Here is a 14,832-nt window from a genome sequence, read left to right as displayed (position 1 = left end):
TTACATACTGCTCACCCTGTCTGGCGCCAATCTCGTCACTGCCGAAACTCCATTCCGGAACGCAATTGCCCAAAAAGGCTTAAACAATGAACAACAAACTAGATCTCAAGGCGAGCAACTACCTGCTTGGCGTATGCGTTCTTTCTTTTTTGACATTTTGGTTCGCCCGCTACATTCAGACCACCAGCTTTGACCTGGTCCAGCATTTTCTTCTGGTCGATGAACTGACTAAGCATGCCAGTGTTCGAAGCGGCTCCCTTGAGCGCATCGGCGCTATGGCGCTCTATCCTCCGGTAGCTCATTGGATGGCGACAATCATAGGATGGATCGGAGGATCGGGGCTCGTGGGAATCACGATCGTCACGATCATGTCACTCTATATTTGCTACGTTCTGATCACGATCCTGGTTGGAGCACAATCACCGACGCATGTATTCTTGCTAGCACTCGCTTTTCTACTGCTTATGCTTACCCGCTCTATCGTAGGCTGGGAAGTCGTCACTAACTTTTTCTACCCCCAGCTTGTCGCCGATGTGATGTTTTTCGGCACGCTACTGTGGGTATCAAAACATCAGGAAAACTGGAAGCAAACCGTTTCGTTCCTGATTGCCGGTCAAATTACGATATGGATCCAACCGCTAGTAGCGATTCATGTACTTGCTGCAGGATGTGCACTGATGGCATTCCAGCTGTGGCATCGCTGGGGAAATAATGCGTTTCCACGCACTAGGCACTCTGCTAGTCTCGCGCTGCTTGTCGTCGGCTCCGCAACGATTATTTTGACTAATCCTGCATTCAAAGTAATGCGCGAAATTTCGAGCAATGACGGTTATCTGCACTTTAGCTATAGCTCCACTTTGATGGTTGCCGTTATTTGTGCGGCCATAGGCACTTGGAATCTGCGTCAATACTGGCTTGGAAAAGCCGGATATGTCGATGCGATCCTCGGATCCGCAGCAGTAGCTGCGGCCGGATTGGCCATCCTTCAATACGCACTTTTGAAATTGCATGGTGACGGCTCCATGTACGCCGTCAAGAAGCACATGTTTATTGTTTTAACACTCGGCATGATGAATGCGGTTCGTGTAATTGCATCCTATTTCCCGACACGCAAGTCAGGTCTGACCCCGAGCATAGTGGTACCGATCATAGCAGGATGCGCCTCGATCTTCGTTCTAAAGGGGTTCAATACGCCTGTCGCGCCAATCGTCAAGGCATTGTCATCTGCGAATCACGCTGCAGAATATCAACTGGCTGACTTCACCCCTGGCAATACGGTATTCGACGACGACACGCTCCCTCTTATGGCGAATGTAATGATTTCCCTGACAGCGTTTCAGCATGCATTTGATCCGCGCGCAATTTCATGGCAAGGCGGTGCTTCCATCAAAGAAGGTGCGGGGCATGTAATGATGCGACGCACCCCCTACATAGCCAAGATATGCGATGCAAAGCTTTCCGAAACTTCAGCATATGTGGTTGTAAACCCTTCATGCTTGGCTAGATATCTTCCGGGCGAAAAACTCAGCTTCTCTCCCGGCGGCAATGCTTGGCAGTACGCATCAAATGGATGGGGTGGCGCTGAAGAATGGGGCTCATGGTCACTTGGCAATGTCAGTGGCTCAATACTTCTGAGCGTGCCACCCAGCGCCTATAAATTAGTTGTTGATGGCATGGCGTATTTAACCCAACAGCATCCAACCCAGACAGTTGTCGCTGAAGCGAACGGTACCGAAATTGCCACGTGGACCTTTGACTTGAGCGCGCCCATCGGCACGCGTGAGGCAGTAATCCCTCAGGACCTAATTAAAGATGGCTCGTTACATATCGTGTTCAAATCACCTGCGTCCGTATCGCCTGCTCAAATTGGACAGTCGGCAGATGCTCGGGTTCTTGGCATAGGTGTTAAAACACTTACATTGAATGCCCTGCATTGAAGTTTTTCATGTGTAGTAAGGCTATGAGCATCTAGATACATTTTTGTTGCTGCAACGCTTAAAGATAAACGTTGTCGTAACAGGGGCACTGGGATCACAGTGCTCCGTCCGGCAGATTGCTAAATTGGCTTTCCAACTCTGGTTTCGGTGCGATCCATGCGCAGCAGATATGAACGATGTTGGTGCTCGACTCCGCTTCATAGCCGCTGAACCTTCCGTCATTCTGCGTAAACTACTTTCTTGATCAGCCAATCGTCGCTCAACCATCGAGCAATACTCTGAAAATAAAAAGGGCCCTCATGCCTTTTGCTTGAGGGCCCATTATTATGAGTCGGTCAAAATCACTCTACGAGTTCTACACTCCGCCTTGATGGCAAGCTCTGCAGTTCGTTTATGCTGCTCAACAACTGGGCGGCGCTTTGTTTCCAGGTTATCCATGGCATCGCGGTCGACACTGGATGGATGCGAGACGCGTTAAGCTCGAGCCACTGCCGGATCCCGGCAGCCATGTCCTGAGGATTGAAGCCAGTGAAATATAGAGCATGATCACCGGCCACCTCCCTGAACACTGGCAGATCACGAGCGAGTATTGGCAAACCTTTCTGTGCAGCCTCGATCAACGGCAAGCCAAAACCTTCACCGTACGAAGCGGCCAGCAGGCAGTCGGACTGCTGATAGAGGTGCTCGAGGTACTCGTCGCTCGCACCATCTAGCCAGAGCAGGCGCTTGCCCCACTCCTGATGGTTGGCTAGACGTTCCGCCAGGTTATCGACCAGCCAGCCATGCTTGCCAACGATCACTAGATTCGCCTGTACACCGGATGCCCAGAGCGCCTCGAAAGCATCAAGCGCTTGGGTATGGCCCTTGCGCGGCTCCAAGGTACCGACCATCAGGAAGGTGGGGTTCGGCTGCAGTGCTTCGATACGCATCGCCGGGTCTTCAGGAATACCGGTCGAAGGCAACGACTGATCGATGTCTGCACCCAAATGGAACACGCCGATGCGGAACGGCCGTTCACGTACTGGGGCATTTTCGTCCATCCACTCGCGCAGTTCCTCGGCGACCGCATGGGAAATGCAAACCGCCCCGTCGTAACGCGCGATCGCATTGATCCAGTTGACGTAGTGCGGATGCAAATGGTCCGAGAAGAAGTGCGGCATCTGCAGAATGAGCAGATCGTAGACCACGAAGAACATGTTCACGCCGTGCGCCCGCATTCTGTCGAGATACGGCTGCTTTTGCGGGAGAACGTCCAGCAGCAGGTCGAGACAGATGTAGGAATCCCCGGCCTGGTAACTTATCGCCTCGTCCACGTCTTCAGCCGTCGGCTCTTTACCCAGGAACTGTGCGGTAAATCGCGCTGCGTTGCGGTAAAAGGGCTCTTCCACCTTGGCGTACACAGGCGTGACAATGTAGCCCTCAGGTGGGTTGCTCAGCCACTCCAACAGGATGCTGCGCACCACACGCTGGATGCCGCTTTTACCGTCGTGCCTGCATAGCTGCGAGATATCCACCAAGAGCTTTGGCTTGCCCGCCGGCCCTTGTAGCGAGTAATCGATAGCTTTGGCCAGCCGGGTGATGTCGATGCCGCCATTGGCCAGGTGGCCGGAAGTGCCCAGAGCTTCGGCCAGCGCCTGGATACGATGCTCGGTAGGCTGGTCTTCAGAGACCGCCGCCGTCACGTCCTCGCGGCACTGCAGTATTTGCTCGAAGGCCGCAATGGCAGCCTTACCAGTAAAGTCCCAGGAGAACAGCTTGGCGCGCTCCAGACCATGGCGGGTCATGGTGGCGCGGAACTCGTCGTCGACCAGCGCCTGGTGCATCTTCTGGGCGATGGACTCGATATCGAGCGGGTCGAAGGTTGCCTCCTCCCAGCCAATCACCTCAGGCACGCTGGAGGTATTTGCGCCGATCACCGGCGCACCGCACTTCATCGCTTCCAGCGGCGGCAGGCCGAAGCCCTCATGCCACGACGGGAAGACGTAGAGCCGGCAGGTGTTGTACAACGCCACCAGCTCATCGTCGGTAATGAAGCCTGTGAATACCAGATCGCTTACACCCAGGCCTTGCGCCAATGCTTCTGCGCGGTAACGGTCGATGATATGCTGGGACATCTTGCCGGCGAAGACCAGCTGGATATCACCCAACTGCTGCTTGACCTTGGCAAAAGCGACGATCAGTCGGCTGAGGTTCTTACGCTCATCGGCACCGCCGGAGTATAGTACGAACGCATCACGCAGGCCGAACTTGCTATTCAGCGCGTTGCGGGCATCGCCCGTCAGTTCGACTGGCCGGAAAATCTCGTCGGCGGCACCCGAAACGTTAAATACCCTGTCTTGCTCCAACGGCAGCAGCGACAGCGCTTCCTGACGCGCGCACTCGGAAATCGCCAGCAGCACCCCATGGTCCTTGAACGAGCCGACGATACCCATGTAGTACTGCTTGTATCCAGCGTGATCCAGATACTGCTTGGGGTTGGTGAGCGGAATCAGGTCGTACAGCGTGGCGCTGACGATGGCGCGGCTGTTCGACGGCGGTTCGCCAATGACCGCGTCATCAATGAATCCCTCGACCGCGCTGGTGATGTGCACTACATCAGGCTGCAGCTCATCGATGCAGGCCTGGCGGATGTATTTAGCCACTTCATTCCGGCTGTTATTGGCGGGGTCGATACCAGCGACCGGCCCTTCGGCGTACCAGACACGGATGTGGCTTTGCGGCAACAGGTCGACGAAGGCGCCCCGAATGGCCTCGATACCTTCGCTGAGCATGCCGTTGAGCACGAGATAGACCTCGTGCTCGCCGCGATTACGCACGATGCCCTGAGCCAAGGACACGCTGTAACGGCCAATACCTCTGAAGCGACTTTCGGTTTGCGCGCCTTGCATGTCAATTACAATACGCATTTAGTTCTGGCCCTTCTTCAGTGCTGCTTGGAGTGCGCTCTCGATGGCGCGGCCTCGTGGGGTCAACGGTGCGTGATCGATCACGCCGTGCTGCAGGTCGCTTGCGGTGGCTACCGGGTCGGGTGCAAGCAGGTTGCGCACCTTTCCTGCAAGCCATGGGCTGCGATTCATTACGGATGATGCCAGGCGTCGAATTGCCGGGCGCCGCCCCACCCAAAGGCGAGCATGAGGCGCGGCACGGCGCAAAGCCTGACGCAGCGACATCTTGCCATACTGGGTCGGCCACTGCAGCAGACGTCCGAACCAGCGCAGCGGCGCGGCGATTCGCCAGGACGTACTCATGCGCATTTCCTGCAATTGCTGCTCGGCAGCCAATGCACGCAGATACTGTTGATGGCAACTCTGGAGCGCTTGATCAAGCTCTCGTGTCGATGCGTCTGCACTGGACTGTGCCTGTTTGAGACGTTCCTGCATCGCGCCAAATTGCCGATGCATTACCGCCATCGCAGCTTCATGCCTCTCCTGTTCCGCAACCAACTGCAAGGCCTGAAGCTGATTTAGGCCGTCCACTCCCGCAACCTGAGCAGAATCGAGATGAGGAGTCCTGACGCAATCCAGCTTGTCTTCCAGTTTGGCCAATCGTGCTTCCAATGCCTGATCGAATCGCTCGGCCAACTGATCGAGCGAAACACCATAGGCCCCGTCGAACACCACCTTGAACGCATTCATCACCGAAGGCTCCCCTTGTTTTTGTGCGATCACAGCATAGTCGGGACTGGCACCGCACAACACATCTCGCACACCAATTTTGCGTTGTTCATCATGAAGTTCATGTGACTCCTGCAGGCGCACCACCTTGGAGCGTGCAAACCCTGCATGCTCGGTGAGGAACGACAGCAACTGATTCGGTAGCGGCCGCTCATGGGTCGGGTCGAGGTAAAAGTTGCTGGTGCCGACCATCACGTTTTCGACGTTTGGTGTTTCAAGAATGAGCATCCCCGCCGGGCGCAGTACCCTGAGCGCCTCTGCAACCAACTCCTCCAACACCGAGAACGGAACGTGCTCGGCGATGTGAAAGCCACTGACCGCTACCTGGCTACAATCGTCGAGCTTGCGCAGGGCGTTGAGGGCATCATCCTTGTGAGCGGGCAACTGCAAAGCTTTGCAGCCTTCGAGCATGCCATCATCCAGGTCAACGCCAACCGGGGCATAGCCTTCGCGCATCAATAGCTGCAGCCATTCTCCCCGACCGCAGCCAATATCGAGCACGGGGTAGTCGTCAAAAATCGACTTCAGCGGCTCAAGAAACGGTAGATACACTTCCAACCGCTGCGTGATCAACTCCCTCGAGCCACGGTAGCGATCCTCGAAAGCCCTGTAGAAACCAGCATTCATTACTTGCACTCCACGGTCGGCGGGATCCACGCGAGGCCAACGAAGGTTTTCTCGGACATGTTCACAACGTTGAACAGCAACGCAAGGTCACGCCACTCATAGTTATCGGCAATATGGGTATCGCTGGCATGCAACGCGATAGCTACCGAATAAGACCCCACTCCCATGTTGGCCAGGAAGCGGAAGCGATAGGTCAGCAATTCACCTTCGCGCAGGTCGGTACGCTGACACTTCAGATGATGGGTATTGGTACCGAATACATCCTGACCAAGTCGATCCTTTATCACATACCCCACCACCAGCTCTGGCAGAGGCGTATTGATTTTGACCTGGATGCTCAAGCAAACCTCTTCACCTACCGAGATGTACTCGACCGGCGCACCGTCGGCGTTATATAGGGCCACGCTGTTGATGCTCGCCTTGCCACTGCCCGACCGTGTCTGGACCAGGCCGTCGGCCAAGGTCTGCACCTCGACAGTGGCATTCTCCTTCTGGGCAATGATGGCGTTGTAGTAATCCATCACCTCCTCAGGCGGGCCGTCCTTGATGACGGTGCCGCCATCGATCAGGATCGCGCGGTTGCAAAGGGCCTGGATGGCACCACGGTCATGAGAGACGATCAGCAGGGTAGTGCCGGCTTTCTGAAACTCTTTGATGCGGCCGAAACTCTTGTGCTGGAAGTAGCTGTCCCCCACTGACAGGGCCTCATCGATAATGAGGATTTCTGGGCGGAACGCGGTCGCCACAGAGAACGCTACCCGCATCTGCATGCCGCTCGAGTAGGTGCGCACTGCCTGGTCGAAGTAATCGCCGATTTCGGCAAAATCTTCGATATCGGCGATCACACTGTCGATCTGCTCGGTATTGAAACCCATCAGGCCGGCTGCGTGGTAAACGTTCTGGCGACCGGTGAGTTCGCCATTGAAGCCCATGCCCAGCTCCAGGATGGCCGCGATGCGGCCATTGACGTGCACCCTGCCTTCGGTGGGCTGCAGGGTGCCGGTGATCATTTTCAGCAGGGTCGACTTACCGGCGCCGTTCTGACCGACCAGGCCGATGGCTTCGCCGGCCTGGATATTGAAACTGATGTGTTTGAGCACCCAGTGCTCACTGCTGGCCTTGACCGGCAGATAGAACCAGCGGGCGATACGCTGCCATTCCGAGCGGTAGCTGCGGTAGGCCTTGCCGACATTGTTGACGGACAGAAGAGTCATAGGGAGTCCACCATTTCCGCGGAGGCCCGGCGAAACAGGAATAATCCCAGCACCATGAGGCAGAGGGCAACTACGAAGATCCCTCCAATTTCGGCCAGGTTGGGGGCAACTTTGTAGACCAGAACGTTATGGTAGGCAGAAACGATCGGATACATCGGATTGGCGTCCAGCGTACCCTTGAGGTAATCAGGCACGATGTTCACCGAATAGACGATTGGGGTGAACCAGAACCACACCTGCATGATGATCGGGACCACCTGGCCGATATCGCGCAGGAAGACGTTCAACACGCCCAGCACTAGGCCAATGCCAACCGCTAGGGCCACCACCGCCAGGGTCAGAGGTAGCAGCCACAGCATCTGCACGTTGGGCGCGTGACCCAGCACGGCGAAGATGATCATCACCGCGGCGAACAGCAGCAAGTTGTTGAGCAGGCACGAACCCACCACGATCAATGGCAGCGCGATACGCGGAAAGCGCATCTTCTTCATCAGGTTACCCTGGTCGATGAACACCGTCAGGCAGCGCCCGATAATCTCGGCGAACAGGTTCCAGGCCAGGATGCCGGCAATCAGGTACAACGCGTAGGCGTACTTGTTCTCGATGCCCGGCAGTCGCGCACCGAGGACATTGGACAGAATCAGCGCATAAATGGCTACCTGTGCCAGGGGATGGATGATCATCCACAACCCGCCCAACTTGCTGCGCGCGAACCGCGAAATGAACTCGTTCTTGATGGACGTGAGAATGAAGCCTCTGTAGTCCCAGATGCCCCGGAGCATGCCGAACATAGTTATCCTTGTATCAGACGGGTGATTTCAGCGACACGTTGCGCCACCAGCGCTTCGTCGGCGCGGCTTTCGACGTTCAGGCGCAGCAACGGTTCGGTGTTCGAACCACGCAGGCTGAAGCGCCAGTCAGCGAATTCGACGCTGATACCGTCAGTCCGGTCGACGCTCGGGCCCTGCGGCGTATAGAAGTCGAGAATTTTCTCGATGGCGCCCTTGACGTCGGCGACCTCGTAATTGATTTCGCCACTGCACGGGAAGGCGGCAATGCGCTCATCCACCAGTTGGGCGAGGCTCTTGCCGGTTACGCTCATCAGCTCGGCAACCAGCAGCCATGGGATATTTCCGCTGTCGCAGTAGGCGAAATCGCGGAAATAGTGGTGGGCGCTCATTTCACCGCCGTATACGGCATCTTCGGCGCGCATGCGCTCCTTGATGAACGCATGGCCGGTCTTGCTTTGGATGGCTACGCCACCCGCGGCCTCGACTTGTTCGATGGTGTTCCAGGTCAGGCGCGGATCGTGGATGATCTTGCCGCCAGGATGCTTGGCCAGCAGCATTTCCGCCAACAGGCCAACTAGGTAGTAGCCTTCGATGAAGCGGCCCTGGTTGTCGAAGAAGAAGCAGCGGTCAAAATCGCCATCGAAAGCGATGCCCATGTCGGCACCGGTATCGAGCACGGCCTGGCGGGTCAGGTCGCGGTTCTCAGGCAGCAGCGGGTTGGGGATGCCGTTGGGGAAGTTGCCATCCGGCTCGCCATTGATGATGGTAATTTCCAGTGGCAGGCGTGCCTTGAGCAGCTCCAGGACAGGGCCGACGGCGCCGTTGCCGGGGTCGGCTAGAACCTTGAGAGACTTCAGTGCCGACAGGTCTACGTAGGTTAGCAGGTGATCGATGTAGGCGGTCTTGTCAAACGCCTCGCGGACGATGCCTGGCGTGGTGGCTTGCACGCCAAGGTCGCCGGCTTCCACGCGCTGGCGAATATCGTTGAGGCCGGTGTCGCCGCTGATCGGGCGGGACTGCTCACGCACCAGCTTCATGCCGTTGTAACCCTTGGGGTTATGGCTGGCAGTGACCATAATGCCGCCATCGGCTTGGTAATGGCTGGTGGCGAAGTAGACTTCTTCGGTACCGCACAGGCCCATGTCAATCACGTCGGCACCGCCTTCGGTCAGGCCCAGCATCATGGCGCGGGACAGATCCGGACTTTCCAGACGCATGTCGCGCCCGACCACGTAGGTGCGTCCGCCAAGTTCGGCCACCAGGGCACGGCCGATGCGGTAGGCAACATCCTTGTTGAGGTCGGCGGGCACTTGGCCACGGATGTCATAGGCTTTGAAGCAACGAGTCTGGATAGGTGCGTACATACATCTCACTTGATGTGGCGCCGGGTGAGCAGCCGCCGATTTGAAGACGAGGTTGGCATTGGATTGCCACCAAAGACTGGCCCGGCACCTCATTGAAGTGCCGGGCCAGCGGGAAGGCCAGGATCAGGCGTCGCAGCGGCCGTACTTGTCCTCGAAACGAACGATGTCGTCTTCGCCCAGATAGTCGCCACTCTGCACTTCGATCAGCACCAGATCAATCACACCCGGGTTTTTCAGGCGGTGTTTGTGACCTGCGCGAATGAAGGTCGATTCATTGGTATGGAGCATCAACTCTTTCTGATCGTTGACGACGACTGCAGTACCGCTGACCACGATCCAGTGCTCGCTGCGGTGGTGATGCATTTGCAGTGACAGGGATGCGCCAGGCTTCACCACAATACGCTTGATCTTGAAGCGCTCACCGTTTTCCAGTGTCGTGTAGGTACCCCAAGGACGGTGCACAGTGCGGTGGAGCAAATGTACGGTGTGGCTGGATGCCTTGAGCTGGTTGACGATATGTTTTACGTCTTGTGCGTGATCCTTGTGGGCAATCATCACCGCGTCAGGTGTATCGATCACTAGCAGGTCTTGCACGCCGACCAGTGCAGTCAGGCGGCCCTCACTGTTCACGTAGTTGTTACGCGAGCCGTGAGACAGCACTTCACCTTCAAATCGGTTGCCGTTCTCGTCAGCGTCGGTCAATTCACTGACCGCATTCCAGGAGCCGATGTCGCTCCAACCGATATCGCACGGAACGGTAGCCACTTTGGACGAACGCTCCATTAACGCATAATCAATGGAAATATCTGGAACTTCCGCAAACGAGTCTGCATCAAGCGCCAGACAACGGTACTTGTTGGAAGAGGTCAGGCGCGAAACTTCGATCGTTCTGCTAACTGCCTCTACGACTTCCGGAGCATGCTGGCGCAACTCTTCCAGCACCGTGCCCACCCGGAAACAGAACATCCCGGAGTTCCAGAAGTAGTTTCCTGCGCTGACATAGCTTTGTGCTGTATTCAGATCTGGCTTTTCAACGAAGCGCGCAACCTTCAAACCACCCTTCAGTGGTGCGTCCTTTTGCGCTTCAATGTAACCAAACCCGGTTTCAGGATAAGTCGGCTGAATACCGAACGTTACCAGCCAGCCTTCGGCTGCAAGCTTCGTAGCGCTGAGCACTGCCTCGGCAAAGGCTTTTTCGTCCTGGATCAGATGGTCGGCAGCCAACACCAGCATCTGTGCATCCGGGCCATGCGTGGCTTCCAGTTGGAGCGCAGCAGCGGCAACGGCAGCAGCTGTATTACGGCCGAAAGGTTCCAGAATGAATCCCTGAGCAAGCTTGGCTTTGTTGACCGCACCGTACTCGTCTTCAGTCTTGAACAGGAGCTCACGGTTGGTCACCGTTAGAACCTCCACAACCCCTTCCAGGCGTGAAGCGCGCAGAAAGGTTTTCTGGATCAGATTCTGACCATCTGGCAGCTCCATGAACGGCTTGGGATGAGCTTCTCGAGAAACAGGCCACAACCGGCTACCTACACCACCAGACAAAATTACGGGAATCAGTTCCATGCTCTAAGTCCTTAATCCCCTTCTGGCAGCTGAAACCAGCAAGTGGGGCTCAGTTATGTGTCCAGTCATTCCTGCATCATAGTCACTAGCAGGATTGACAGCTGTAAGTCGTTCCAACCTTCTAGCCTTAGCTGCACTCGCTTTTCTGGTGTTCCTGCACGCTCCCCCAACTCTGCGGAGGCTGCTCGGTAATGACACCTTTCTCAAGAAAAAAAACAAGCCAATCGAGATCGAAATGCAGCATCGGACCAGGGTCGAATACTTCTACTGGCCATTCTACAGCTAGTATTGGGAATTAATAACTCATGCGCCGACAGGAGACAAAAAATCATTTGAAAACAGATAAATACTGCTCCTTCGAGCGAGCAAAATAGCATTAACCATCAGCCCCCATCAATCCAGCACCTTCGATAACTATCGAGCGAAGTCCCGCTCCCTGAATTTGGTTCTTGAGTTAAGCCAGGATGCTTGAAGCAGGGGTTTATTAGCGTCGACTGCACAGCATTGGACATGGCCAGGACGGTTCTACGCTGGTAATCAGACTGGAATATGGCCGAAGAATGGAGCACAAGGAGAAGCCATCGAGCAATGCGCCAAGAGCTTGCATCGCTTCAATATTCTGCTTTTGTCATGACCGCCGACGCTGCAAATCTATCCGACGACGCCATGAGTGATGACTATGTACAGTGCAATCAAACAAGGCGCTTGCGCGATGCTCCCGAGGAGCGCGCCAGCAACCAGCCAATAATGGGACCGATCACCATGCCAACCAACAACGCAATCACCATAACCACCGAAACAGGCAGTTGCGGCCCCGCCCAACCCAGGAACAGGAGCGTAACCGATTGCTGGTTCTCGAGAACGAACACCAGGATCGCCAAAATCACCAATAGAACGAATACCGCGAGCAATACGCGCTTGAGGTTACGCATCAGCGCCCCCTTGAAGTGCTGCTGATATCAAAACCCCTCCTCCTCATCCTCGTTCACGCGATCGCGCAGTTCTTTGCCCGGCTTGAAATGCGGAACGAATTTACCGTCAAGGCTGACGGACTGGCCGGTTTTTGGGTTGCGGCCTACGCGCGGAGCGCGGTAGTGCAAGGAGAAGCTGCCAAAACCACGGATCTCGATACGATCGCCGGTGGCCAGGCATTGGGACATTTGCTCAAGCATGGTCTTGATGGCCAGCTCCACATCCTTTGATGAGAGCAGCCCTTGATGGGTGACAATTCGTTCGATCAACTCCGACTTCGTCATAATTTTCCCTTCTTTTTCAAGCAGCTAGATCAGCGCTTCAAAGGTTTTAGCATGCCCTGACAAATTTGAACAGCCCCCATCCTGCACCCTGTTTTTCTGCCTCCGGCGGTGCAACGCCCTGCCCATCCACTCACCTGCAGATAACCAGCATCGTCCGCGTAACTAAACCCGCGGGATTGAAGCCGAAGAGAAAATCTTCCTCTTCTTCCTTTGCATCATCGGACCGTGCCACGACTGTATAGCCTGCACCTTTGCATTCTTTGGCTGCGCGCTTCTGACACCTTTCCCAGCTCGACCCCAGCCCCGAGCAATCGATCTCGATACCACTGACCCCACGCACGGCATGCGTTCTTGCACTGGTGGCACACCCCGCCAATGCCAGCACTGCCATCACGACTACGAGCGTTTTCATTCACATCCTTATGCCAGGCACAGCGCCTGACCGTCGATTACCCCAAGCTAAGATTAGCTGCAAATAAGCGATTGATCCTGCTAAAGAAACAGACAGTTTTGGTGAGGTAATGTTTCGGGTTTACCCGAAAAGATCGCAGCCTGCGGCAGCTCCTACAGGGCGTGAGCCAAATTTCAGGCACAAAAAAGGGCGACCGAAGTCGCCCTTTTTTACAGAAAGTCAGAACTTAGTTCTGTTTTTCCATTTGTGCACGCAGCAGGTCACCCAGAGTGGTGGCTACTGGAGCATCCGAACCAGCTTGCGGCTTGTCGCGCAGGCTCTGGATCGCTTCTTTCTCTTCTTCAACGTCTTTCGACTTGATCGAGAGCTGGATTACGCGGCTCTTGCGGTCAACGCTGATGATCTTGGCTTCTACTTCTTCGCCTTCTTTCAGAACGTTGCGCGCGTCTTCAACGCGGTCACGGCTGATTTCGGAGGCTTTCAGAGTCGCTTCGATATCGTCGGCCAGGGTGATGATGGCGCCTTTAGCGTCAACTTCTTTCACGATGCCCTTAACGATTGCGCCTTTGTCGTTCTCTTGAACGTACTCGGAGAACGGATCGCTTTCCAGTTGCTTGATACCCAGGGAGATGCGCTCGCGCTCTGGGTCAACCGACAGGATAACGGTGTCCAGCTCGTCGCCCTTCTTGAAACGACGAACAGCTTCTTCGCCAACTTCGTTCCAGGAGATGTCGGACAGGTGAACCAGGCCGTCGATGCCGCCGTCCAGACCAATGAAGATACCGAAATCGGTGATCGACTTGATGGTGCCGGAGATTTTATCGCCCTTGTTGAACTGGCCAGAGAAATCTTCCCATGGGTTAGATTTGCACTGCTTGATGCCCAGGGAGATACGACGACGCTCTTCGTCGATGTCCAGAACCATAACTTCCACTTCGTCGCCGACTTGTACGACTTTCGAAGGGTGGATGTTCTTGTTGGTCCAGTCCATTTCGGAAACGTGTACCAGACCTTCAACGCCTTCTTCCAGCTCAGCGAAGCAGCCGTAGTCGGTCAGGTTGGTTACACGAGCGGTAACGCGAGTGCTTTCTGGGTAACGGGCTTTGATAGCAACCCATGGATCTTCGCCCAGTTGCTTCAGGCCCAGGGAAACACGATTGCGCTCGCGATCGTACTTCAGAACCTTGACATCGATCTCGTCGCCAACGTTGACGATTTCGGAAGGATGCTTGATACGCTTCCAAGCCATGTCGGTAATGTGCAGCAGGCCATCGACGCCACCCAGATCGACGAATGCGCCGTAATCGGTGAGGTTCTTGACGATACCTTTGACTTGTTGGCCTTCCTGCAGGGATTCCAGCAGAGCTTCGCGCTCGGCGGAGTTCTCGGCTTCCAGGACGCTACGACGGGAAACGACAACGTTGTTGCGCTTCTGGTCCAGCTTGATGACCTTGAATTCCAGCTCTTTGCCTTCCAGGTGCGTGGTGTCGCGCACTGGACGGACGTCAACCAGAGAACCTGGCAGGAACGCACGGATGCCGTTAACGTCGACAGTGAAGCCGCCTTTAACCTTACCGTTGATAACGCCCTTGACCACTTCTTCGGCTGCGAAGGCAGCTTCCAGAACAATCCAGCATTCAGCGCGCTTGGCTTTTTCACGGGACAGCTTGGTTTCGCCAAAGCCGTCTTCTACCGAGTCCAGCGCAACGTGAACTTCGTCACCGACGTTGATAGTCAGGTCGCCAGCGTCGTTGTAGAACTGCTCAAGCGGGATGAGTGCTTCAGACTTCAGGCCAGCGTGAACGGTTACCCAGCGAGCTTGGTAATCGATATCAACGATAACACCGGTGATGATGGAGCCTGCCTGAAGGTTCAGGGTTTTTAGGCTTTCTTCAAAGAGTTCCGCAAAGCTTTCGCTCATTTTAATTCCTGTTGATGAGGGCGAAGAATACGCCCATCTCCACACCCCAGACGGTGTGGGTTAGTTTCAT

Annotated in this window: 11 protein-coding genes; 1 reads left to right on the top strand and 10 read right to left on the bottom strand. The window is 55.5% G+C overall.

Annotation, left to right across the window (positions count from 1 at the left end; genetic code table 11):
- The first annotated feature begins 86 nt into the window (after nt 1-86).
- On the top strand, nt 87-1,937 hold the full coding sequence (locus DKB71_RS09210; RefSeq protein WP_408600127.1) for a hypothetical protein: 1,851 nt from the start codon (nt 87-89) through the stop codon (nt 1,935-1,937).
- A 341-nt stretch (nt 1,938-2,278) separates the two neighbouring features.
- Here the strand turns inward: DKB71_RS09210 and DKB71_RS09205 are convergent, their stop codons facing one another.
- From DKB71_RS09205 to rpsA, 10 genes are all read right to left on the bottom strand, one after another.
- Nucleotides 2,279-4,843, bottom strand: a complete 2,565-nt coding sequence (locus DKB71_RS09205) for a glycosyltransferase family 4 protein (protein ID WP_408600125.1) — start codon at nt 4,841-4,843, stop codon at nt 2,279-2,281.
- Nucleotides 4,844-6,238, bottom strand: a complete 1,395-nt coding sequence (locus DKB71_RS09200) for a methyltransferase domain-containing protein (RefSeq protein ID WP_408600124.1) — start codon at nt 6,236-6,238, stop codon at nt 4,844-4,846. It lies immediately after the preceding gene.
- Complete coding sequence (locus DKB71_RS09195; RefSeq protein WP_408600122.1) at nt 6,238-7,452, bottom strand: ABC transporter ATP-binding protein; 1,215 nt, start codon at nt 7,450-7,452, stop codon at nt 6,238-6,240. Before DKB71_RS09195 ends, DKB71_RS09200 begins: the two co-directional genes overlap by 1 nt.
- On the bottom strand, nt 7,449-8,243 hold the full coding sequence (locus tag DKB71_RS09190; RefSeq protein WP_408600121.1) for an ABC transporter permease: 795 nt from the start codon (nt 8,241-8,243) through the stop codon (nt 7,449-7,451). Before DKB71_RS09190 ends, DKB71_RS09195 begins: the two co-directional genes overlap by 4 nt.
- Nucleotides 8,244-8,245: 2 nt before the next feature.
- Nucleotides 8,246-9,607, bottom strand: coding sequence for a phosphomannomutase (locus tag DKB71_RS09185; protein ID WP_408600120.1), 1,362 nt, complete (start codon nt 9,605-9,607; stop codon nt 8,246-8,248).
- A 123-nt stretch (nt 9,608-9,730) separates the two neighbouring features.
- Nucleotides 9,731-11,173, bottom strand: a complete 1,443-nt coding sequence (locus DKB71_RS09180) for a mannose-1-phosphate guanylyltransferase/mannose-6-phosphate isomerase (RefSeq protein WP_408600119.1) — start codon at nt 11,171-11,173, stop codon at nt 9,731-9,733.
- Nucleotides 11,174-11,865: 692 nt separating this feature from the next.
- A complete protein-coding gene (locus tag DKB71_RS09175; RefSeq protein WP_408600118.1) occupies nt 11,866-12,105 on the bottom strand; it encodes a lipopolysaccharide assembly protein LapA domain-containing protein in 240 nt (79 codons plus the stop codon).
- A gap of 27 nt (nt 12,106-12,132) precedes the next feature.
- The gene (gene ihfB, locus DKB71_RS09170) at nt 12,133-12,429 is read right to left on the bottom strand and encodes an integration host factor subunit beta (RefSeq protein ID WP_002554561.1); all 297 of its coding nucleotides are present in this window, start codon (nt 12,427-12,429) and stop codon (nt 12,133-12,135) included.
- Between the two features lie 130 nt (nt 12,430-12,559).
- A complete protein-coding gene (locus tag DKB71_RS09165; RefSeq protein WP_408600117.1) occupies nt 12,560-12,841 on the bottom strand; it encodes a hypothetical protein in 282 nt (93 codons plus the stop codon).
- A gap of 226 nt (nt 12,842-13,067) precedes the next feature.
- A complete protein-coding gene (rpsA, locus tag DKB71_RS09160) occupies nt 13,068-14,762 on the bottom strand; it encodes a 30S ribosomal protein S1 (protein ID WP_274074946.1) in 1,695 nt (564 codons plus the stop codon).
- Nucleotides 14,763-14,832 lie beyond the last annotated feature (70 nt).

The sequence above is a fragment of the Pseudomonas sp. PLMAX genome (assembly GCF_046042685.1).
Taxonomy (GTDB): Bacteria; Pseudomonadota; Gammaproteobacteria; order Pseudomonadales; family Pseudomonadaceae; genus Aquipseudomonas; species Aquipseudomonas putida_AE.
This window is presented reverse-complemented; position numbering and strand designations above follow the sequence as displayed.

What these genes read in the sequence shown, in the direction of transcription:
- DKB71_RS09210 (WP_408600127.1), top strand. Translation starts at nt 87, where the DNA reads ATGAACAACAAACTAGATCTCAAGGCGAGCAACTACCTGCTTGGCGTA.
- DKB71_RS09205 (WP_408600125.1), bottom strand. Translation starts at nt 4,843, where the DNA reads ATGCGTATTGTAATTGACATGCAAGGCGCGCAAACCGAAAGTCGCTTC.
- DKB71_RS09200 (WP_408600124.1), bottom strand. Translation starts at nt 6,238, where the DNA reads ATGAATGCTGGTTTCTACAGGGCTTTCGAGGATCGCTACCGTGGCTCG.
- DKB71_RS09195 (WP_408600122.1), bottom strand. Translation starts at nt 7,452, where the DNA reads ATGACTCTTCTGTCCGTCAACAATGTCGGCAAGGCCTACCGCAGCTAC.
- DKB71_RS09190 (WP_408600121.1), bottom strand. Translation starts at nt 8,243, where the DNA reads ATGTTCGGCATGCTCCGGGGCATCTGGGACTACAGAGGCTTCATTCTC.
- DKB71_RS09185 (WP_408600120.1), bottom strand. Translation starts at nt 9,607, where the DNA reads ATGTACGCACCTATCCAGACTCGTTGCTTCAAAGCCTATGACATCCGT.
- DKB71_RS09180 (WP_408600119.1), bottom strand. Translation starts at nt 11,173, where the DNA reads ATGGAACTGATTCCCGTAATTTTGTCTGGTGGTGTAGGTAGCCGGTTG.
- DKB71_RS09175 (WP_408600118.1), bottom strand. Translation starts at nt 12,105, where the DNA reads ATGCGTAACCTCAAGCGCGTATTGCTCGCGGTATTCGTTCTATTGGTG.
- ihfB (WP_002554561.1), bottom strand. Translation starts at nt 12,429, where the DNA reads ATGACGAAGTCGGAGTTGATCGAACGAATTGTCACCCATCAAGGGCTG.
- DKB71_RS09165 (WP_408600117.1), bottom strand. Translation starts at nt 12,841, where the DNA reads ATGAAAACGCTCGTAGTCGTGATGGCAGTGCTGGCATTGGCGGGGTGT.
- rpsA (WP_274074946.1), bottom strand. Translation starts at nt 14,762, where the DNA reads ATGAGCGAAAGCTTTGCGGAACTCTTTGAAGAAAGCCTAAAAACCCTG.